The 20,628-nt window shown below is 52.1% G+C and carries 16 protein-coding genes; 14 read left to right on the top strand and 2 right to left on the bottom strand.

What is annotated here, in order from left to right:
- The first annotated feature begins 14 nt into the window (after window positions 1-14).
- From NH461_RS06915 to tusE, 9 genes are all read left to right on the top strand, one after another.
- The gene (locus NH461_RS06915) at window positions 15-356 is read left to right on the top strand and encodes a hypothetical protein (protein WP_261602501.1); all 342 of its coding nucleotides are present in this window, start codon (window positions 15-17) and stop codon (window positions 354-356) included.
- Window positions 357-1,099: 743 nt separating this feature from the next.
- Entirely contained in the window at window positions 1,100-2,323 is a 1,224-nt protein-coding gene (gene gltS, locus NH461_RS06910; RefSeq protein WP_261602500.1) for a sodium/glutamate symporter, read from the top strand.
- A gap of 281 nt (window positions 2,324-2,604) precedes the next feature.
- Complete coding sequence (locus NH461_RS06905) at window positions 2,605-2,841, top strand: YdcH family protein (protein ID WP_261602499.1); 237 nt, start codon at window positions 2,605-2,607, stop codon at window positions 2,839-2,841.
- 290 nt (window positions 2,842-3,131) lie between these two features.
- Window positions 3,132-4,358, top strand: coding sequence for an OFA family MFS transporter (locus tag NH461_RS06900; protein ID WP_261602498.1), 1,227 nt, complete (start codon window positions 3,132-3,134; stop codon window positions 4,356-4,358).
- Between the two features lie 404 nt (window positions 4,359-4,762).
- A complete protein-coding gene (locus NH461_RS06895; protein WP_261602497.1) occupies window positions 4,763-7,042 on the top strand; it encodes a cytochrome-c peroxidase in 2,280 nt (759 codons plus the stop codon).
- Window positions 7,043-7,264: 222 nt separating this feature from the next.
- Window positions 7,265-8,209, top strand: a complete 945-nt coding sequence (locus NH461_RS06890; protein WP_261602496.1) for an SPOR domain-containing protein — start codon at window positions 7,265-7,267, stop codon at window positions 8,207-8,209.
- A 200-nt stretch (window positions 8,210-8,409) separates the two neighbouring features.
- Window positions 8,410-9,621 carry a transporter substrate-binding domain-containing protein gene (locus NH461_RS06885; RefSeq protein WP_261602495.1) on the top strand — a complete coding sequence of 404 codons (1,212 nt, stop codon included), beginning with the start codon at window positions 8,410-8,412 and terminating at the stop codon, window positions 9,619-9,621.
- A gap of 363 nt (window positions 9,622-9,984) precedes the next feature.
- Complete coding sequence (locus tag NH461_RS06880; RefSeq protein WP_261602494.1) at window positions 9,985-10,650, top strand: Bax inhibitor-1/YccA family protein; 666 nt, start codon at window positions 9,985-9,987, stop codon at window positions 10,648-10,650.
- A gap of 161 nt (window positions 10,651-10,811) precedes the next feature.
- Window positions 10,812-11,141 (top strand): sulfurtransferase TusE, encoded by a 330-nt coding sequence (gene tusE, locus NH461_RS06875; protein WP_261602493.1) that lies wholly within the window; start codon window positions 10,812-10,814, stop codon window positions 11,139-11,141.
- Window positions 11,142-11,202: 61 nt separating this feature from the next.
- Here tusE and yccX read toward each other — a convergent pair whose 3' ends face one another.
- A complete protein-coding gene (gene yccX / locus NH461_RS06870) occupies window positions 11,203-11,475 on the bottom strand; it encodes an acylphosphatase (protein ID WP_261602492.1) in 273 nt (90 codons plus the stop codon).
- Window positions 11,476-11,565: 90 nt separating this feature from the next.
- Here yccX and NH461_RS06865 point away from each other — a divergent pair, with 90 nt between their 5' ends.
- Window positions 11,566-12,966 carry a methyl-accepting chemotaxis protein gene (locus NH461_RS06865; RefSeq protein ID WP_261602491.1) on the top strand — a complete coding sequence of 467 codons (1,401 nt, stop codon included), beginning with the start codon at window positions 11,566-11,568 and terminating at the stop codon, window positions 12,964-12,966.
- Between the two features lie 153 nt (window positions 12,967-13,119).
- Window positions 13,120-14,310, top strand: a complete 1,191-nt coding sequence (locus NH461_RS06860) for a class I SAM-dependent methyltransferase (protein WP_261602490.1) — start codon at window positions 13,120-13,122, stop codon at window positions 14,308-14,310.
- A 112-nt stretch (window positions 14,311-14,422) separates the two neighbouring features.
- On the opposite strand, the gene NH461_RS06855 is transcribed toward NH461_RS06860, so the two are convergent.
- The gene (locus NH461_RS06855; protein ID WP_261602853.1) at window positions 14,423-15,184 is read right to left on the bottom strand and encodes a sulfite exporter TauE/SafE family protein; all 762 of its coding nucleotides are present in this window, start codon (window positions 15,182-15,184) and stop codon (window positions 14,423-14,425) included.
- A 131-nt stretch (window positions 15,185-15,315) separates the two neighbouring features.
- Here NH461_RS06855 and NH461_RS06850 point away from each other — a divergent pair, with 131 nt between their 5' ends.
- From NH461_RS06850 to NH461_RS06840, 3 genes are all read left to right on the top strand, one after another.
- Window positions 15,316-15,963 (top strand): DUF2057 domain-containing protein, encoded by a 648-nt coding sequence (locus NH461_RS06850; RefSeq protein WP_261602489.1) that lies wholly within the window; start codon window positions 15,316-15,318, stop codon window positions 15,961-15,963.
- 282 nt (window positions 15,964-16,245) lie between these two features.
- Complete coding sequence (locus NH461_RS06845; protein WP_261602488.1) at window positions 16,246-19,371, top strand: chitinase C-terminal domain-containing protein; 3,126 nt, start codon at window positions 16,246-16,248, stop codon at window positions 19,369-19,371.
- A 512-nt stretch (window positions 19,372-19,883) separates the two neighbouring features.
- On the top strand, window positions 19,884-20,531 hold the full coding sequence (locus NH461_RS06840) for a murein L,D-transpeptidase catalytic domain family protein (RefSeq protein WP_261602487.1): 648 nt from the start codon (window positions 19,884-19,886) through the stop codon (window positions 20,529-20,531).
- Window positions 20,532-20,628: the final 97 nt, after the last annotated feature.

Raw genomic sequence — 20,628 nt, 5'->3', positions numbered from 1 at the left:
GTGATGGTGACCCTATGAGCTTTAGCGATTATTTAGATGATTTTATCCGGCAACGGGACCAACAGGCGCACAAAACAACAACAAAAACCCGTTTCGATCCCCGGCAACCGACCATCGCACCCACCAACCAAAGTGTTGCCCGAGAAGCCATTGCCAAAGCGCAAGAAGAGGCGGCAGAGCAAGCCGCGATTGAAACCAAAACACTGCATCTTCGCATCAACGGACGCTGCGTCACCGCTCAGGAAGCACAAGCGGCAGAGCAGCTAAAAGTTGAGGCCAAACCCGTGAATCCGGCCCGAGTCGATTACATCCAGCAACTGAGAAAATCGCTCAAGTTGAAAAAGCGCACCAGCTAAGGCTGTACTTCTTCTGATCGACACGACCACTGTGCCTGTATCCCATGCCTTCTCGGTCCGGATGCAGGCATCTGTAATTTCCGGATAAATTTAAAACCCGCCCAGAAATGATCAAAACACACTCAAAAAGATGAATTATTAATCAAAGATATCTTTCCCGGGTAAGCTATAAACCAGAAATCAGCGGGCATTCGCCAAACAAACGCGACTAAAATAAAATCAAACCGAGCAAAATAAAGACACCACAACCATAGTGTTTAACTAATATTTCAGTTATATTCGTCATAATTAATCTGGATCCGCCCCAACCCCTCTCAAATCAAGACGATTAACTCTAGTAATGATAACAATAAAAATCATTCATCAATACAACAACTTCATTACACTCATCTGAGCTGATTCTCGGATAATCAGCACTGAAACCAGTGCTAAGCGCACCTTAAGACCAACTCATAAACCATTGATTTTAAATAAATATAAATCGACACCCCGATAGAGATCGTCATTTCCCCCGATCATAGGACCATCATTCACCTACAGATTCTATGAAATTTTCCCCGTTCGCCCTCACGCAAAGAAATAACAAAATAGATAAACCATGTTAATAAGTGGAGCTGAAATCCTACATTTCCCTAATATATCAAAACATTTGCCTACACCAGCTGTAAAATAAAAGCAATATAGGCAGAAGGGACTTTAAGCAGTAGAATCTAGCACCAAAAGAAGTATGAAAAGATATAATCATGAACTCAACTATTCAGATCAACGAGCTGGAATCCATGCTCATCGCGATGATCGTGCTTTTTCTTGGTTACTTTATTAATAGCAAAATTAAGGTTCTAAGAAAGTATAATATTCCCGAACCGATTGTCGGCGGCCTCATTGTTGCTGCGATCATTGCATTGCTCCACCAGCAAGGTATCGATGTCACTTTTAAACTCACGTTAAAAGATACCTTGATGCAAATGTTCTTTGCGACAGTCGGGTTGGCTGCCAGTTTTAAACTCCTGGTGAAAGGCGGCTCCCGCGTTTTTCTGTTCCTGGCCGTGGCGACACTGTATATCGTCATCCAAAATGCGGTTGGCGTCTCGCTCAGCAGTCTGCTGGGCCTGGACCCGCTAATTGGTCTGGTTGCAGGCTCCATCACGCTGTCCGGCGGGCACGGCACCGGGGCAGCCTGGTCGCAAACCTTCGCCAATGACTTCGACCTTCACACGTTGGAGCTGTCGATGGCCGCGGCGACATTTGGTCTGGTCATGGGCGGGATTATCGGCGGACCGGTCGCTCAGCGCCTGATCCACAAATACCAGTTGAAATCCGAGTACGGCGAAGGTGAGAACCATCACATTGAACACCCGGATCTGGTGACCTACAGCGACCATGAGGAAGATCGAATCACGGCGAAAAATACCGTGGAGATCCTGTTCATTCTGCTGATCTGTGTTGCCGGTGCTGCGCACGTGAAAACAGTCGTCGATAGCTTTGGGATCAGCTGGCTCCGCATACCGGACTTTGTCTATGCCTTGTTTATCGGGGTCCTGATCACCAACGTGTGTGAAACAACCCGTGTTTACAAAGTCAACAAAGAGACCGTCGATGCACTGGGTACCATCTCATTGTCACTGTTTTTGGCGATGGCATTGATGAGTCTTCAGCTGTGGGAATTGTTTGATCTGGCCTTGCCAATGCTGGTCATTCTCTCGGTCCAGACCGTGACCCTGGCAGTCTTTGCTTATTTCGTCACCTTCCGCCTGATGGGTAAGAGTTACGATGCCGCCATTATCTCTGGAGGCCACTGCGGATTTGGCATGGGGGCGACGCCAACGGCAGTCATGAACATGGGCTCGCTGGTGTCACGCAACGGCCCGTCGCCACAGGCGTTCATGGTCGTTCCGATTGTCGGTGCCTTCTTTATCGACATCGCAAACCTGGTGGTTCTGCAAACCTACATCAGCTTTATTCGCTAAGCTCGTTTCTCCCGAGCCTTGCCAACAACAGGCCGTGTGACCTTGTCACGCGGCCTTTTTTTTGATTTCGCCAGCTTCAACGACGGAATTTCGTTCTATCCTTAATACAAAACCACATCAAAAATTGACATAACGCAGCAATCAACTCGAATGATTATGCTCTAATCGGTTTCGGGTGCGCCATTTTATAATGATTCTAAGCTGCTGATTTACAGTTTAGGGCGCCATAACAGCAACGAGAGAAAGCAGGGCTATATTGACCAACGTACGGAGTATTGAAGATGTTAGGTGAAAGTCACGCACTCAATATTGAGTTCCCAGAGCTGGAAAGCAAAATCAAACACCTCAAAATGGTTGACGAAAATTTCAAAGCACTCTCAGATAGATACCATCAACTTGACCACACCATACGAGGGCTGGAAGGTAACAATATTCCGACCGAAGACACTTACTTCACGCAATTGAAACTGGAACGCGTACAACTGAAGGACAAGATCTACGGCATCCTGACCAACTGATCCGATAGCAGCATCAACATTCGGGCAGCAAGCGCAGCCATTCAATCAAAAACCGCTCCGGTCATCACCGGATAAACGTCTCCAATCCCGTCTCCTGCCCGGCTGGCAAGGAGACGGGTCGCCCCTCTCCTGCATTACATTTGTAACAAAATATTTCAATCTGTTTTCTATTCAACAAATGTTGATAGAATCCGCGCTCCTTTTCAGAAAATACAACTTTTGTTGATTATTTCTAAAATATTATGCCTTTGGCGCAGCACTTGGCTGCAACTGTCGTGGTGATAGAGAACATGAAAAAATTTGATAGAGCGATGCAGATCCTGCTTGCCGGTTTCTGCATTAACCTGTGTATGGGTATCTTGTATGCGTGGAGTGTCTTTAAGCAGGCGCTGGTCGTTGATCTGGGTTGGTCAAATGCAGATGCATCCATGCCTTACACCGTAGCTGTTATTGCTTTCTCCCTATCACTTCTGGTTGCCGGTGTACTGCAAGACCGTATGGGCCCACGCCGTATTCTCATCCTGGGTACCACCATGGTTGGGATCGGGATGATCATCTCCAGCTTTGCAACCTCGCCAATCCTGCTGATCCTGACCTTTGGCCTGCTGACCGGCTGTGGTATTGGTTTCGGTTATGCATGTCTGGCACCTTCAGCCATGAAATGGTTCCACCCATCGAAAAAAGGTCTGGTTAACGGTCTGATCGCCGCAGGCTTTGGCCTGGCTGCCGTTTATCTGGCACCGCTGACATCTTCGATGATCACCAGTTTTGGTATTAACACCAGTTTCCTGATCCTGGGCGTTGCTGTGCTGCTGATCGCACTGCCGCTGGCTTGCACCATCACCAACCCACCGGCAGATTACCAGCCGCAGGCACCAGCCGGTGGGCAACACAAAACGGCCACCAAACCGGTTGATATTAACTGGCGCAGTATGCTGAAAACACCGCAATTCTACTCACTATGGCTGATGTTTGCCCTGGCTTCTTCTGCGGGCCTGATGGTGATTGGTAACATCACTTCCATCGCGGCTGCGCAAGCCAACATTACCGAAGCTGCATACCTGGTGGTGATCCTGTCGATCTTCAACGCCGGTGGCCGTATCGCAGCAGGTATGCTGTCTGATAAAATCGGCGGCGTGAAAACCCTGATGCTGGCGTTTATCATGCAGGGGATCAACATGGCGATGTTCGCCAGCTTCCAGTCTGACTTCACCCTGATGATCGGTGCAGCCCTGGCAGGCGTCGGCTACGGCACACTACTGGCGGTCTTCCCGTCAATTACCGCAGACTACTATGGTCTGAAAAACTACGGTGCCAACTACGGCGTGCTGTACACCGCTTGGGGTATCAGTGGCTTCATTGGCCCGGTGGTCGCGGCGGTTGCGGTTGATACGACAGGGACGTATGCCTTAGCCTATACCATTTGTGCAGTGATGATGGCCGTTGCCGTCGTACTGACCTTCATCACCAAGCCTGTCGATGCCAAAGCGCTGGAGCAGAAGCTGGCCAACGCATAAACCAAAGTACTACCTCTTGTGAGTGAGTCCCAAGAGAATAAAAGCCCGACCTAATTAGTCGGGCTTTTTTATTTCTCAATTTTGTACCAGTTTAACATTTAAATCATCAATTTTTATTTATCATCTTATTTATAACACATCATCTTATTTATACTAATTTGACTTAAATATTAACACTAAAATATCCAACAACTTTACAACCACTTGTTTTTACACAATTGCTTATATTCCACCATCTTCACGTGATTAACATTGAACAATAAATTTTTATTTACCCTCCTGATGAAATTCCCAACTTTAATAAAGCCACATTGTATTTTTCATATCATCATTAAATAGCAAAATGCACACAAAGAACTATATAAGCACTTTAAGCAACCCCTTGGGGAATTCAGGAGCAAATAATGAAAAATAATAATGTGCGAAAACACGCCCGGCTAGGCGTATTTATCGCAGTAACCGGACTGCTAGCAGCATCCATCCAACAGGCGGTGGCGGCATCACCTGAGAAACCTAGCCAATATCTACCGAACAACCTGCCCGAAGTACCGGGTATTGAGAAATACATTAAAGACAAAGATGCAGCCATTAAACTGGGCAAGGCTTTTTTCTGGGATATGCAGGCGGGTAGCCAGGGGCAAAGCTGTGCCAGTTGTCACTTCGCCGCTGGGGCCGATAACAGAGCCAAGAACCAAATCAGCCCGAGCGTGCTTCATACCGACCCGAGTATGAAGGAACAATTCGGCTATAAAGACTTCCAACTTCTGCCTTCCGGTGGCAAACCTGGCCCCAACTATACCCTGACGCAGGATGACTTCCCGCTGTATCGACTGGTCGACGATACAGACCGTGATTCTGCCGTCGACTATGAGACGGATGATGTAATTTCATCTCAGGGAGTTTCCCTGGCGCAATTTGTCGGCCTGAACGGGACGAATTACCGCTCCCAGTTCGAAGACGGCAAAGAGACCTGTGAAAATATTCAGGATATTTTCCATGTCAACGGCCTCAATACCCGCCGGGTTGAGCCGCGTAATACCCCAACAGTAATCAACGCTGTCTATAACTTCCGAAATTTCTGGGATGGCCGGGCCAACAACGTCTTCAACGGGGTTGACCCATTCGGGGATCATAACAAGGACGCGTATGTCATGGCCTATGACATGCGACACGGTAAGATGACCCCTGAGAAAACCCGTTTGATCAACTCCAGTCTTGCTTCTCAGGCAGTCGGGCCTCCGGGCAGTGACTTTGAGATGACCTGCCGTGGCAAGGCGTTCAAAACTATGGGACGCAAGCTATTACGCTTGCCACCGCTCGGGCTGCAGAAAGTTCACCCAAGTGACAGTTCGCTCGGCTCCCTCAGTGCCTACCCGGCACCGGGCCTGCGGACCGACTACCGCACACTGATCCGCCTGGCGTTCCATGACAAATACTGGATGGCGCCACATCGCGACAAAGACGGCTATACCCAGATTGAGCAAAACTTTCCGCTGATTTGGGGCCTGGCAATCCAAATGTATGAAAGTACTCTGGTTTCGCTCGGCAACACCCGCGGCGATGATGAGACGAAAATGACGGAGCTCGAACAACGCGGTAAGCAAGTGTTCAATACCAACGGCGGCTGTAGCGGCTGTCATGCAGGGAATGCGCTCAGCTCGGCGACCCTGAGCTTAAATGGCGATGAGAAAAATGTGCTGGGTAACTTCCTGTTCGTCGGGCCATTCCGTCCAGGACAACAACCGCCATTTGAACTGGCCACGGCTGATACCGGCTTCTTCAATATCGGGGTGCGGCCAACAGAAGATGATATGGGTTTAGGTGGGACTTCACCATTCGGCGCCCCGCTGTCATTTACCCGCCAGGCGATGGCCGGTGACGGACCGGATATGGCTTTGATCGAAGATCAAAACATTCCACGGGATGCGGTGGATGGCGCCTTTAAAGTGCCACTGTTGCATAACATTGAGCTGACCGGTCCGTACATGCACAACGGCAGCCTGTCGACCCTGGAGCAAGTCGTCGACTTCTATAGCCGTGGCGGTAACCGTCGTCTAACCAATCCAAACAATCCGTTTGGTGGTGATAGTAGTGGTCATAATGGTCAAAACACCAACCTCGCCTTCAACCTGGGACCTGTCAACCTCAATGACGAGGATAAACATGCGCTTGTTGCTTACCTCAAGTCGCTAACAGACGAGCGGGTTCGCTGGGAACAAGCACCATTTGACCATCCTCAGCTGTTTATTCCGGTCGGTCATGTCGGTGACGAGCACAGCGTAGTTGATGATGGCACCGGTAAGGCACTGGTTCAATGGGAAGAAATTCCAAGCGTTGGTCGCCACGGTCGTAAAGCCGAAAATCTGCCGCCGGTGAAAGGCTTCCTGGTCGAAAACCCAGAAGAGCCGAAAGCCCACGACGACTATGTTGAGGTGAAATACCCGGGTGAAGCGATGATCAACGTGATGGATAATGATGAGAAAGGTTATGCCAATCTGGATTATTCATCCGTGAAAATTATCAGCCAGCCGGATCGCTTTGACGGCGTCCTAACCAACTATGGTGATGGTCGGATCTCTTATCGTCCAATGAGTAAGAAGAGCGTCAGCTTTACTTATCAAATTAAAGATAAAGACGGCTTATACTCCAATGTTGCCAAAGTTGAGATTCATGTGAAACGTTAAACGACCCGGATGAGGGTCAACAAAAGCCCGGTGTCGCCACCGGGCTTTACTGATACGCCTTCTCCCATCCTCTACACTCAAAAGGATCAGAGCAACATTCCACAGGCGAAAATTTCACGGGAAGCCCACGCTCTTGAGATTCTTTTATTTAATTTTTCATACATTTGTGAGATTTTTATGGTCATATTGGCTAGCGAATACCCCCATTGAGTTATCAGTCCCATGAACAAGCAACATCTGCGTATTTTTATTTACTGGATCCTGTTTGCGAGTCTCCCCTTTTCGCATCCGGTTAACGCTGCCTCACCTTCAGCGACGAGCCGCTGCCAGGTTGAGAAAGCAGAGCAAGGATGGCAATACCTGAATGCCAGTTGTGATATCGGGACCGGCTTATGGGGAAAAACCGGTCAGCCAACCAATCATAGTTTTTGGCTACAATGCCACTATGGCAAATCGCTCCCGAACCGGGCGATGACCGCAGCCCTTCGGGATCTGTATCCCAACCACTTCTTTTTGGTCCCCGATCGTGGAAATGTTCGCTGCTTAGTCGGTCCGTTCCAGACCTGGCCGCAGGCCGTAGAAGCCAAGAAGAATCTCGCGGCACGTCAACAAACCGAGACCTTCATCCGCCAAACCCGGGCCCCGGTCACCTTGACAAACGTCATGCCGTTTGCATCATCGAAGCAGCCTGTGGCGCCGTCTCAAACCACGCTGACGGCACCATCTACCAAGTTAACAAAATCAACAGCCGCGAAAAAGGAAACCCTGATCGACAATCGCGTCGTCATGGGCGCTGCAGTCTATGCATTCACGTACGAGCGGCTCAACTACCACCAGCCGATGAATATCAGCTCGGAGCAGGCACTGCCGCCGATGATGAATAAGGAAAATGGGCACTTCTGGTCGAAAGTAAACTATCAAACCGCGGAAAACTGGTGCCGACGTTTCGGGCTTCGCTTGCCGACGGTGGAAGAACTGACCGCCCTTCACACATATGGGCAGCATCATCTGTTGCGTCTGCAATGGCCGATCCAAGCCAACTACTGGAGTAGTACCCTCAGCTTCTATTCCGGTGAAATCAAAACCCTCAACCTGCGCAGTGGTCGGGGCGACGAATACCGCCCGCTGGCATTACTCTACACCACCTGTGTCGGGGCCGCAGATTAACATCTGCGGTCACCTTCTTTGTCCTTGCCGCCTCCCCAGTGCATCAATCTTGAGCCATGAATCAAATCGAGCACTAGAAGAATCACCATCTATTCCTATACTGAATATTGATACAAATAACATAGATTTATTGCATCCGTGTTTTTCGCAACCACGACCCCTTGTTGAACGCCCCCTATTTGGATCGACGGGATAAGACTATGAAGCAAATAATAAGGTATTCTCTGGCCATATCGACCCTCGCAATAACCCTCTCTGGCTGTGACAACAGCAATGCACAAGACAAAGAGCTGATCAAATCGCTGGAAGCAAAGATCCAGACGCTTGAGCAACAACTTGCAGATTCCGAGTCCGCCCCGCCAACCGCCGCTAGCAACGGCTCGGCCGATACCCAGGCACTGGAGCAGAAAATTGCCAGCTTAGAAAAACAGCTGGCCGGTGCATCCGGCAGTAGTAACGGCACTTCGACGCTCGACAATGTGAAAAAACTGGGTTACATCAAATGCGGGGTCAGTACCGGTTTAAAAGGTTTCTCCGCTCCGAATGACAAGGGAGAATGGGAAGGACTGGATGTCGAGTTCTGTCAGGCAGTCGCCGCAGCGACCCTGGGCGACAAAACCAAGGTGAAATACATTCCGCTGACGACCACAGAGCGCTTTTCCGCCCTGCAAAATGGTGAAGTCGACCTGCTGGTCCGCAACACAACCTGGACCTTGCATCGTGATACCACCCTCGGCGTCACCTTCACCGGCATTAACTACTATGACGGCCAGGGCTTTATGGTCAACAAAAACCTCGGGGTGACCAATGCCATGGAGCTGGACGGAAAATCGGTCTGTGTTCAGTCTGGCACGACCACCGAGCTGAATTTGGCCGATTACTTTAAGTTCCGTGAAATGAAATACACCCCGGTGATATTCGACACCGAAGAAGAGACCATCAACGGCTTCAAAACCGGCAAGTGTGAGGTAATGACTACGGATCAGTCGGCCCTGTATGCACACCGCCTCGGGATGGATGATCCGGACGCCGTGGTGGTGTTACCGGAGCTGATCTCCAAAGAGCCACTCGGCCCGGCGGTTCGGCATGGCGATCAACAGTGGTTTGACATTGTCAAATGGACCCTGTTTACCATGCTGCACGCCGAAGATCTCGGGGTGTCCTCCATCAGTGTTGATGACATGAAGAACTCCAACGACCCGGATATTAGCCGCTTAATCGGCCTGGACGGCCCGAAAGGCAAAGGGCTGGGGCTGGCGGATGACTGGAGCTTCCAGATCATCAAACAAGTCGGGAACTACAGTGAGAGCTTTGAGCGTACCATCGGCATGAGCTCCGAGCTGAAGGTTCGCCGCGGCTATAATGCCCTGTGGCGGGATGGCGGCATCCAGTACGCGCCGCCTATCCGTTAAACCGATACACCGTTCAGCCTGCGAGCTGATACCCGCGCGTCTGGCGTTCCCATCGAACGCCCGGCGCGCCTGTCACTGCACACCTCAACAACGAACCCAATCGACACGCCAGCCCGCCCAGATGCCTGCTCTCTTGTCCGGCGAGACAATTTTCTGACACGACATCCCGGTGCCTGAAACATAAACTTACAACTTTGACAGCAAAGCTGATGAATTGTTAAGTATTATCGGAAGGAGCACTTTACCGGAGACATTAAGGCGGTTGTCAGTGGTTCATCAGACTTTGCTGACTTGCATTTATAAGTGAATACCCCAATATATGTCTTAACAGCTAAACTATCACGAACCCTGAGGGGACTATTTATGAACGATCGTATTGTCAATCGTAGCTCAACATACGAAAGCGTACTGTCAACCAACAAAGTACTTCGTAACACTTATTTCCTGCTTTCACTGACGCTGGTGTGGTCTGCCGTGATTGCCGGCGCAGCCATGGCCATGAACCTACCACATCCGGGCCTGATCCTGACCCTGGTTGGCTTCTACGGTCTGATGTTCCTGACAGAGAAGAACCGTGACAGCAGCCTGGGACTGGTATTCACCTTCGCCCTGACCGGCTTTATGGGTTACACCCTCGGCCCGATCCTGAACATGTATATCGGTGCGGGCATGGGCCATGCCATCGTTCCGGCACTGGGCGGTACAGCCCTGACCTTCATGGCATGTTCTGCTTATGCCCTGACCACCAAGCGTGACCTGTCCTTCCTGGGCGGTATGTTGATGGCAGGCTTCGTTGCGATTCTGGTCGCGATGGTTGCCAATATCTTCCTGCAGATGCCAATGCTGTCGCTGGCGATCAGCGGTATGTTCGTGCTGTTCTCATCAGCAGCCATCCTGCTGACCACACAGAGCATTGTTCGTGGCGGTGAAACCAACTACATTTCTGCCACGGTGACGCTGTATGTCTCAATCTACAACCTGTTCCTGAGCCTGCTGCAAATCCTGGGCATCATGGGCAGCGATGACTAATCCTCATCGACTAAAGGGATAAACCTTTGGATAAAGCGCCTTTCGAGGCGCTTTTTTTCTTGCAGTCTCCCTCACCATCCGCCGCGTCCCTCTTACACTTTTACTTGCAGCCAGCCCACTGAATCACTATGCTTGCCCCGTTCAACCGATCGAGGCTTATCATGCTTGAATTTGAAGGCAAACATATCGAAACCGATGCCCAGGGCTACCTGAAAAACGTGGACGACTGGTCTGAAGCCCTGGTTCCATTGCTGGCCGATGACGAAGGGATCACCCTGAGTGAAGCACACTGGGAAGTGGTGCATTTTGTGCGTGAATTTTATCTGGAGTTTAAAACCTCACCCGCGATCCGGATGTTGGTTAAAGCGATGGCAAAAAAGTACGGGGAAGAGAAAGGGAACTCCCGCTACCTGTATAAACTGTTCCCGAAAGGGCCGGCAAAGCAAGCCACCAAGCTAGCCGGGCTCCCAAAACCGGTCAAATGTATCTAACCGACTCTGACCCGCACAAGTTAGTGTCATCCCCGGCCCGGCGGCGATTGCTCCCGGGCCGTTACATAATTTCAAAGCCATCGACATGGCGCCAAGCCAGTTCCTCGGTCTCCACCTGATCAACCCGGGAAGCTCTCGGACCTTGCTGCAACCATTGCACGAGCTGGTTGACCTTCGCTTCTTCACCGCAAGCCAGCACCTCGACACTGCCATCAGGTAAATTCTTCGCATACCCGGTTAACCCGAACTTCAACCCTTCGTGCGCCGTATGAAATCGAAACCCTACTCCTTGAACCATGCCTTTAATCATGACCTTTACACAAGTTTGTGACATACATCACCTCAATATTTCACAAAAAAAACCGATAATATAAAGTAATTTATCAGTAAAGCCGCATCTCCGCGGATCTCACAGGATGCCCTCATGAAAGAAGTTGCCTTTCGATGGATCGATAAGTATCTCATTCATATCACAATTCAGGAAAAGTTCTATTTACTCTTTATGTTGCCCCTCATCGCAATATTGAGTATCAGTGCCATTTTAGTCGATGCGGCCGATGAGCAACGCCTTGAATTTACAACTCATCAACTGTCAGCCACCGCCAATCTGCTGGCTGAATACCAGGTCACACAAGCAGATGCGGCCCGAATCATTACACCGTCGGGTTTCCAGGTCGGCAGTGGCGAGCTCTCGGCGGCAGTTCCGGGCATGCACTACAACATCATGGCTGTGGAAAACGGCGGTGTGCTGGGCTTTCTGACCCCGCTGGAGATCAGTGCCATCGTGGCCATCCTGTTGTTTGTTCTGGCGACGGTGTACTACATTATGACCTTTATCGGCGGCGCGATGTTCACCACCCACAAGGCCCTTCAAGCGCTCGCGGACGGTGATTTGACCAGCCGTTTGAACTTCTTCAAGGTCCGGGATGAGTTTAGTCTGCTCGCCATTACCATTGACCGCGTCAGTGAGCGTGAACAACAGCTGGTCAAGGCAACCCAGGAAGCGATTGCCCTGATGCAGCAAATCAGCAGCAGCCTGCGCCAGCGCAGCCACCAGAGTGAATCCCTCTCTTCCGAGCAACAGCAACACCTCGATTCCCTGGCCAGTGCGACGGAAGAAATGGCCACCTCCATTCGGGAAGTTGCTACCCATGCCCACGAAACATCGGAGCAGACACGCGAAGCTCAGCAAGTGTCACAGCAAGGACGAGCCCAGGTTGACCAAACCCGCGCCGCCATTGCTGTGCTGAGTGCGGAAATTGCCCAGGCCGCCGATGCCGTCGCTGCGCTGGATAGCAATGCCGCGAAAATTGATGATGTCGTCACCACCATTAACGGAATTTCGGAGCAAACCAACCTGCTGGCGCTGAATGCCGCGATTGAAGCCGCCCGGGCGGGTGAGCAAGGCCGAGGGTTTGCAGTCGTTGCCGACGAAGTGCGCACCCTGGCCGGCCGGACGCAAAAAGCCACCGTTGAAATCCAGCAGATGATCGAGTCCCTGCAGCAAAACAGCCGACAGTTGATGCACGTGATGAAGAGTACGGTCGACAATGCCGGCAGCAGCGAACAATTAATGAACGGGGTAGATAGCGACATCACCCAGATCACCGAGCGCAATCAGCATATTTCTGATCGCAGCACGGAAATCGCAGCCGCTGCAGAGCAACAAGGTGCCGTGGCTGACAACATTGCCAGCAGTGTTGAGCAGGTTCGCTCGCAGTCGAGTCAAATCTGCCTAGCGATCACTGAATCGGCCAATGATATTGAGCGCCTGAACCAGCAGGCCGAAGTTCTGGAATCTTTGATGAGCGGGCTCAAAGCCTAATCTGAATCGGCCTTTCGGCCTGAGCGGGCGTATCCGGGATACGCCTTGCTTTCTCTGCACTGCCCGACGGTTTCCGTGACCAGATAAATTTGCTTTTCCGCAGCCCTGACAACATAATACGCGACCATTCTGAATTCCATATTTGGGCATGTCATGACAGCTTCAATCTATCTGGTCAAAGGCCGGGAAAAATCACTGCGCCGCCGCCATCCTTGGGTTTTCTCTCGCGGTATTCAACGGGTCGAAGGTCAGCCTTCGCTGGGTGAAACCGTTGAGATTTACGACCACAAAGGGGAATGGCTGGCACGGGGCGCCTACTCACCGCAATCTCAGATCCGAGTGCGGGTATGGACCTTTGAACGAGATGAATCCATTGACGTCAACTTCTTTATCAACCGACTCAATACAGCCCAGGGCCTGCGCGATATTCTGGCTGAGCGTGACGGCCTGACCGGTTATCGCATGATTGCGGCCGAGTCTGACGGCTTGCCGGGGATCACCATTGATCGCTACCAGAATTTCCTGGTCTGCCAGCTGCTCAGTGCCGGCGCCGAAGCACAAAAAGAGACTTTGGTTGAAGCGCTGAATCGCTGCTACCCCGAGTGTAGCGTGTACGAACGTTCAGACGTTTCGGTGCGGAAGAAAGAAGGCCTGAAGCAGCGCACCGGTGTCCTGTCCGGTGAAACACCGCCGAAATTCGTCACCATTGAAGAAAACGGCGTCAAAATCAACGTCGATATCGTCGGCGGCCATAAGACCGGCTTCTATCTCGACCAGCGTGACAGCCGCCAGGGCGCAGTGAAATATGTCAACGGCAAACGTGTCCTGAACTGTTTCTGCTACACCGGTGGCTTTGGCCTGTACGCCCTCAAAGGCGGTGCCAGCCAGGTGGTCAATGTCGATGTATCACAGCCGGCGCTCGATACCGCACGACACAATGCCGAAATCAACGCTCTGCCGCTGGAGCATGCCGAATTCCTCAACGCTGATGTGTTCAAGCTGCTGCGTGAATACCGCGACCGCGGGGAGCAGTTTGATGTCGTGATCATGGATCCGCCGAAATTCGCCGAATCCAAGTCACAGCTGAACGGCGCATGCCGCGGCTACAAAGACATCAATATGCTGGCAATGCAGATCCTGAAACCGGGCGGCACGCTACTGACCTACTCATGCTCCGGGCTGATGGACAACCAGTTGTTCCAGAAGATCATTGCCGATGCGGCACTAGATGCCCAGCGTGAGGTACAGTTCATCGAGCGATTCAGTCAGGCGGCTGATCACCCGCTTGATAGTGCGTATCCGGAAGGGTTTTACCTCAAAGGCTTCGCCTGCTACGTGAAATAATCGGGCAGGATCCGGCCGACGCCAGTTCGGCCGGATCACCTCTCCTTCGTTGTTGTACTTGATACCGCAAACGCCCTCTTGATTCTCATACACCGTCTTGGCGCATACACCATTAATCAGTCAGCATCGCCGCAATACAGCCGCACAACGTCATCACAAACAAAAACCATTTCAGGGTTTCCGGTTTGGCCTTAATGGCCATTTTTACCGCCAGATGCGCACCAAACATGGTGCCGAATGCCAGAATGAGCCCCGGTCCCCACAACACCAGATCTTCAACAATAAACAACACCAACGCGACCAGGGTAAACACTACGGTACAGAACATTTTGAGTGCGTTGGCCCGCACCAAGTCGTAGCGCAGCGTCCCGGCCAGTGCCGCCAGTAACACAAAACCCACCCCGGCCTGAACAAAGCCGCCATAGAAGCCGGCCAGCCCAAGTCCGAGCCAGGCACTCGGTGTTTGCCGGACTTTCCGCGTCGGCGTACCGGGCTCCGGCGCGACAATCGACGGACGCAGTAAAATTACCAACGCCATCGTCAGCATGGTCCCCAGCAACAGCGGTTTCACCCAGGCCGAAGGCGCGTAAGCAGCCCCGGCCGCACCGAGCAAACCGCCAATCACGGTCGGGATCAGGATCGGCACGGTGTCATCGGTCTCCAGTTTGCCGTGCTGACGAAAACCCGACACCGCAGTAATACCTTGGATCAGCACGCCAACCCGATTGGTGGCATTGGCCACTTCGGCCGGTATCCCCATGACCATCAGCGCCGGTAGCGTCAGGTTCGACCCGCCTCCGGCCAGCGTATTAATAATTCCGGCCAGAAACCCCGTACCCAGCAACAGCAGCACCTGAAGCAGCGTCATATCCATATAAAGTGTACTCTCCATTTAACATCTTCATAGTTATACATTATTCTCTGTCGCACAGACCAGCCTATTCAGGTTATATTCAGCGCCTTAGCGCGACACTGCCGGAATATTAGAATTATCAAGGAACAGACATGAAACTTCATACAGCCCTACTTGCGCTTGCGGCCTGTGGCCTGAGCACTGCCGCCCTCGCCGAGGTGAAAGTCGAACTGCCATACAGCAGCGAACTGGTATTGGTCAACGGCAAGGAAGCAACGGGCAATGAGACGCTCACTCTGCACAACGGTGAACACCAGATTGCTTTCCGCTATCAGGACAACTACCGTGAAAACGGGGATTACAAACTCTATAAATCCGAAGTCATCATCATCAAATTTGCCGGTCAGGATACGACTTACCAACTGGCATTGCCGAAGCTCCGGACGGCCCGGGAAGTAAGCCGGTTCGATAACACTCCAACCCTCAACCTCACCGACCCTCAGGCTCAGTCGGTTTCATTTGCCCAGGACAAGCTGGTGAAGCATGGCATGCAATTTGGCCGCGATTACGAAAAAGAAATCCAGGCCTATAACCTGACCAATGCCCCGGCCGCGCTGGCATCACTGGCCGTCACACCAGCACCGCAACTGGTCGCAGCGCCAACAACCGCGAACACGGCAACGCCTGAGAAGGGCCAGAATGTGGCTGAGAACATGCTGTTCTACTGGTACGAACAAGCCGATGCCGCCACCCGTGAGCGCTTCAAAGCCCAGATTAACCAGCAAGCACCAACCCAGTAACAACCGCTCGATCAGCAGTCTGCTCTTTCAGATTCATTCCTGGAGCCGGCTGCTTTCCGCCCTGCCTGACCTCGTTTCCCTCTTAATTTGATTTCTTGGGCAAATTAAGCGCAAAAACAGATTAACCATTCACCTATTTTTGCGAGTCATCGTGTAAATCATCACAACAAGTCGCTTCAATTTTGGCAAGTTTCCTATAGTTCTTTCACGGCAAACATAAAGCAAGAACATGCCGTAATCGATTTTTTGACCAATAATAAACAACGACTTAAGGATGAAACAATGACTCACTCAAAACAGGGAGCTGTCCTGAAGACCAGTTTCAGACTCAGCGCCCTCACGGTTTCGTGCCTGCTGGCCTTCAATGCCCAGGCCGCAATGGACTGCACATCGATCGAAGCCTGGAACAGCAGCGCGGCCTACTCCGGCGGTGCACAAGTTCAGGAAGGAAATAAAGTTTACGAAGCCAAATGGTGGAGCCAGGGGAACAACCCGGCAACCCACTCAGGTCCGAGTCAGGAGTGGCGCTTTATCGATGACTGTGCGACAACCGGAAACGTCGCACCAACAGTGTCACTGACCTCCCCGGCCGGCGGCCCGCTCACCGCGGGCGATCAAATCACGATCGCCGCCGATGCCAGCGATAGCGACGGGACCATCGCCCAGGTTGAGTTTTACCTCGGCCAAACCCTGCTCGCGACGGTCCAAAATGCACCCTACACCACCGCCTGGACCGCAACCGCCGGCAACCATACCATTACCGCCAAGGCGTTTGACAATCTCGGGGCGGTTTCGGAATCCACGCTGGCCATAACCGTACAGCAGCCGGACACCGGTAATGTTGCGCCAACCGTGGATGTCGCACTGTCCGTAGCAACGGTTGAAGTGGGTACCACCGTCACCCTGACGGCCCAGGCAGCCGACAGCGACGGCAGCGTCGATAAAGTTGATTTCTTGGTCGCCGGCAACCTGATCGGCACCGTGGCGTCCGCCCCTTATACCCTCAGCTATACCGCCACGCAGCCGGGAGCGCTGGCCGTTGTCGCCCGCGCGACCGATAACCTGGGCGCTTCCACAGACTCTGCCGCAGTGCAACTCACCGTTACCGGCGCCGCCGTCAACAACTGCCGCCCTGACGGCCTCTACCAGACCCTAGGGGTGAATGTTCCATACTGTACGGTCTACGATGCCGAAGGCCGTGAACTGATGGGCGCGGATCACCCACGTCGGGTCATTGGCTACTTCACCAGCTGGCGGGCGGGCAACGATCCGCAAACCTCCTATCTGGTCAACGACATCCCCTGGGAGCAGCTGACCCATATTAACTATGCTTTCGTCAGCATCGGCTCCGACGGCAAGGTCAATATCGGCAATGTCAACGACCCGACCAACCCGGCTGTCGGCCTGACGTGGGATGGCGTCGAAATTGATCCGGCCCTGGGCTTCAAAGGTCATTTCGGGGCACTTGCCACCGCCAAAGCCAAACACGGGGTCAAAACGCTGATCTCAATCGGGGGCTGGGCTGAAACCGGCGGCCACTTCGGTGCTGATGGCCAACGCGTCGCCGACGGCGGCTTCTACACCATGACCACGAATGCCGACGGCAGTATCAACCACGCCGGTATCGAGACCTTTGCTGATTCCGCCGTCGCTATGATGCGCCAGTACAAGTTTGACGGTCTGGATATCGACTATGAATATCCGACCAGCATGTCCGGCGCCGGAAATCCGGACGACTCCGCATTCGCAGAGCCTCGCCGCCCGCACCTGATGAAGTCCTACCATGAGCTGATGCGCGTACTGCGCGAGAAACTCGACCGCGCCAGTGCCGCCGACGGCACGCACTACATGCTCACGATTGCCGCGCCGTCCTCCGGCTACCTGCTGCGAGGGATGGAAACCATGGCGGTTACTCCATATCTGGATTACGTCAACATCATGTCGTATGACCTCCATGGCGCCTGGAACGATCATGTCGGCCATAATGCCGCGCTATACGATACCGGAAAAGATTCAGAGCTGGCCATGTGGAACGTGTACGACACCGCCGCATACGGCGGCATCGGCTACCTCAACACCGACTGGGCCTACCATTACTTCCGCGGCTCCATGCCGGCCGGCCGGATCAATATCGGCGTGCCTTATTACACCCGAGGCTGGCAAGGGGTCACCGGGGGTGAAAACGGTCTTTGGGGACGCGCAGCCCTGCCGGATCAAACCCAGTGTGCGCCGGGCACCGGTGAAGGCGAGAAAAATAACTGCGGCCACGGTGCCATCGGACTGGATAACCTCTGGCACGATCAAAATGCCGCCGGGGATGAAATGGGCGCTGGCTCGAACCCGATGTGGCATGCGCTGAACCTGGCTCAAGGAGTCTACGGCTCTTACACTGCGGCATATGGCCTGAACCCGACCACCGACCCGCTGGTCGGCACCTACACCCGTCACTATGACAGCGTTGCAGTCGCCCCTTGGTTGTGGAACCCGGAGAAGAAAGTCTTCCTGTCCACCGAAGATGAGCAGTCGATCAATGTCAAAGCAGACTACGTCATCGACAAAGGAATTGGCGGGATCATGTTCTGGGAGCTGGCCGGAGACTACAACTGCTACACCCTTGATGCCAACGGCAACCGGGGCGCGGTGGATCTGACCGAAAATGCTTGTAAGACCGGCAATGGGGAATATCACATGGGGAACACCATGACCCAAACCATCTATAACAAGTTCAAGGCTGCAACGCCTTACGGCAATAGCATTGCGACCGGTGCCATCCCGACCGAAGCACTGGATATCACCATTGCTATCAGCGGTTTCAAGGTCGGCGATCAGAACTACCCAATCAATCCGAAGATCACTTTCACCAACAACACCGGACAGGCGCTGCCGGGCGGCACGGAATTCCAGTTTGACATTCCGGTTTCTGCCCCCGATAACGCCAAAGATCAGTCCGGCGGCGGTCTCAAGGTGATTGCTTCCGGCCATACCCGCGCCAACAACATTGGCGGGCTGGACGGACCGATGCATCGCGTCGCCTTCACCCTGCCAGGCTGGAAAGAGCTGCCTGCTGGCGGTACTTACGAGCTGGATATGGTCTACTATCTGCCGATTTCCGGACCGGCAAACTACAGCGTCAATGTGAATGGGAAAGACTATGCGTTCAAGTTCGAGCAACCGGATCTGCCGCTGGGTGATATCAGCACCGGTAACGGGGGCGGTACGCCGGGCGAATGTGTTGCCACAGGGATCAACACCTACCCGAACTGGCCACAAGCCGATTGGGCCGGAAACCCGAGCCATGCCAACCAAGGGGATAAGATCATCTATAACGGTGTGATCTACGAAGCCATTTGGTGGTCCAACTCCATTCCGGGCAGTGACAACACCTGGAAAGAAGTCTGTACCTTATAAGGGACGGTTCCTGAGCCCCTCAAGCGCGGGAAACTGCCCGCGCTTTTTTCCACCCCATCGAGCGATAAACAACCACTCCAGACAGATCGTCAAATTATCGACACACCACGAACAAAAAATCAGCAGCTTTTTGACGCTTTTATCGCAAGATAAAATGCGATATTGCGCTCAAAAAATGCACAAACAGTTCAATGACCAAGAATTCATAGTTAATAAATCCGTCATCAATATTTGCATCCTATAAACAAGTATTTATAAAAATATCATTACAGGCCATTTCAGATTTTCAGCGTTTAGGATTCTTCTGCCGCCGGGTTGTTAATAATAAAAAATTCATGTTCTAACTGAATGTTATTCAGAGAATTTCCCACTTCATTCCTCCAATTAACAGGACTTTTTTATGCCTGCACCCCCCTTCGGATACAACACATCTGACTAAACTTGTGCCAGTTTTATGGTAAAGTCTCGCCATATTAACCATAAGTCGAACAATAGAGTGTTTAACAAGGACCATGAAAAAAGCGATTAACCTGTTCGTTCTGATTTTTTTATTTCTACCGATCACCACTTTTGCCAGTAAAATTCACGGCAACACATACAGTAATAACCAAACACCGGAATCGATCATCAACCATGTCTATCAGGAAGCAAATCTCAAAGGTGTGGTTGATTATCAAGTATTTAAAGAAGGGTATAACGCGTATTACCAGGCATCGGGCAGGAAAAAACAAATTCTGACCATCATTGACTACAGCAAACCATCCACAGAAAAACGCTTTTTTGTCATTGATTTGAATCGCAACAAGCTGATCTATCGCACTTATGTCTCCCATGGCGTGAACAGCGGTGGACGCAAAGCGACCCGTTTCTCCAACCGGGTCAACTCCCGGCAAACCTCGCTGGGTACCTTTCTGACTGACACCACCTACTACGGTGGCAATGGCTACTCCCTGAAACTGGACGGCCTGACCCGCGGCATCAACGACAACGCCCGGCGCCGTTACATTGTGGTTCATGGCGCCAAATACGCCACGGAGTCTTTCATCAAGCATCATGGCTATCTGGGACGGAGCTGGGGCTGCCCGGCATTGCCGAGCGGATTATCGCGTCAGATTATTGATACCATCAAAGGCGGCAGCGTCATTTATGCGCACGCCTGAGTCAGCCGGTCATTCACGTAATTGAATAAGAACAACAATCATTTATTTCATTCGCTTCACAGCAAAGGTATGACGCAGATGTCATACCTTTTTTATC

Source organism: Photobacterium sp. TY1-4 (assembly GCF_025398175.1).
GTDB lineage: Bacteria > Pseudomonadota > Gammaproteobacteria > Enterobacterales > Vibrionaceae > Photobacterium.
The sequence above is the reverse complement of the archived record's forward strand: the minus strand, read 5'-3'. Positions and strand labels throughout refer to the sequence as shown.

What these genes read in the sequence shown, in the direction of transcription:
- NH461_RS06915 (WP_261602501.1), top strand. Translation starts at nt 15, where the DNA reads ATGAGCTTTAGCGATTATTTAGATGATTTTATCCGGCAACGGGACCAA.
- gltS (WP_261602500.1), top strand. Translation starts at nt 1,100, where the DNA reads ATGAACTCAACTATTCAGATCAACGAGCTGGAATCCATGCTCATCGCG.
- NH461_RS06905 (WP_261602499.1), top strand. Translation starts at nt 2,605, where the DNA reads ATGTTAGGTGAAAGTCACGCACTCAATATTGAGTTCCCAGAGCTGGAA.
- NH461_RS06900 (WP_261602498.1), top strand. Translation starts at nt 3,132, where the DNA reads ATGAAAAAATTTGATAGAGCGATGCAGATCCTGCTTGCCGGTTTCTGC.
- NH461_RS06895 (WP_261602497.1), top strand. Translation starts at nt 4,763, where the DNA reads ATGAAAAATAATAATGTGCGAAAACACGCCCGGCTAGGCGTATTTATC.
- NH461_RS06890 (WP_261602496.1), top strand. Translation starts at nt 7,265, where the DNA reads ATGAACAAGCAACATCTGCGTATTTTTATTTACTGGATCCTGTTTGCG.
- NH461_RS06885 (WP_261602495.1), top strand. Translation starts at nt 8,410, where the DNA reads ATGAAGCAAATAATAAGGTATTCTCTGGCCATATCGACCCTCGCAATA.
- NH461_RS06880 (WP_261602494.1), top strand. Translation starts at nt 9,985, where the DNA reads ATGAACGATCGTATTGTCAATCGTAGCTCAACATACGAAAGCGTACTG.
- tusE (WP_261602493.1), top strand. Translation starts at nt 10,812, where the DNA reads ATGCTTGAATTTGAAGGCAAACATATCGAAACCGATGCCCAGGGCTAC.
- yccX (WP_261602492.1), bottom strand. Translation starts at nt 11,475, where the DNA reads ATGTCACAAACTTGTGTAAAGGTCATGATTAAAGGCATGGTTCAAGGA.
- NH461_RS06865 (WP_261602491.1), top strand. Translation starts at nt 11,566, where the DNA reads ATGAAAGAAGTTGCCTTTCGATGGATCGATAAGTATCTCATTCATATC.
- NH461_RS06860 (WP_261602490.1), top strand. Translation starts at nt 13,120, where the DNA reads ATGACAGCTTCAATCTATCTGGTCAAAGGCCGGGAAAAATCACTGCGC.
- NH461_RS06855 (WP_261602853.1), bottom strand. Translation starts at nt 15,184, where the DNA reads ATGGATATGACGCTGCTTCAGGTGCTGCTGTTGCTGGGTACGGGGTTT.
- NH461_RS06850 (WP_261602489.1), top strand. Translation starts at nt 15,316, where the DNA reads ATGAAACTTCATACAGCCCTACTTGCGCTTGCGGCCTGTGGCCTGAGC.
- NH461_RS06845 (WP_261602488.1), top strand. Translation starts at nt 16,246, where the DNA reads ATGACTCACTCAAAACAGGGAGCTGTCCTGAAGACCAGTTTCAGACTC.
- NH461_RS06840 (WP_261602487.1), top strand. Translation starts at nt 19,884, where the DNA reads ATGAAAAAAGCGATTAACCTGTTCGTTCTGATTTTTTTATTTCTACCG.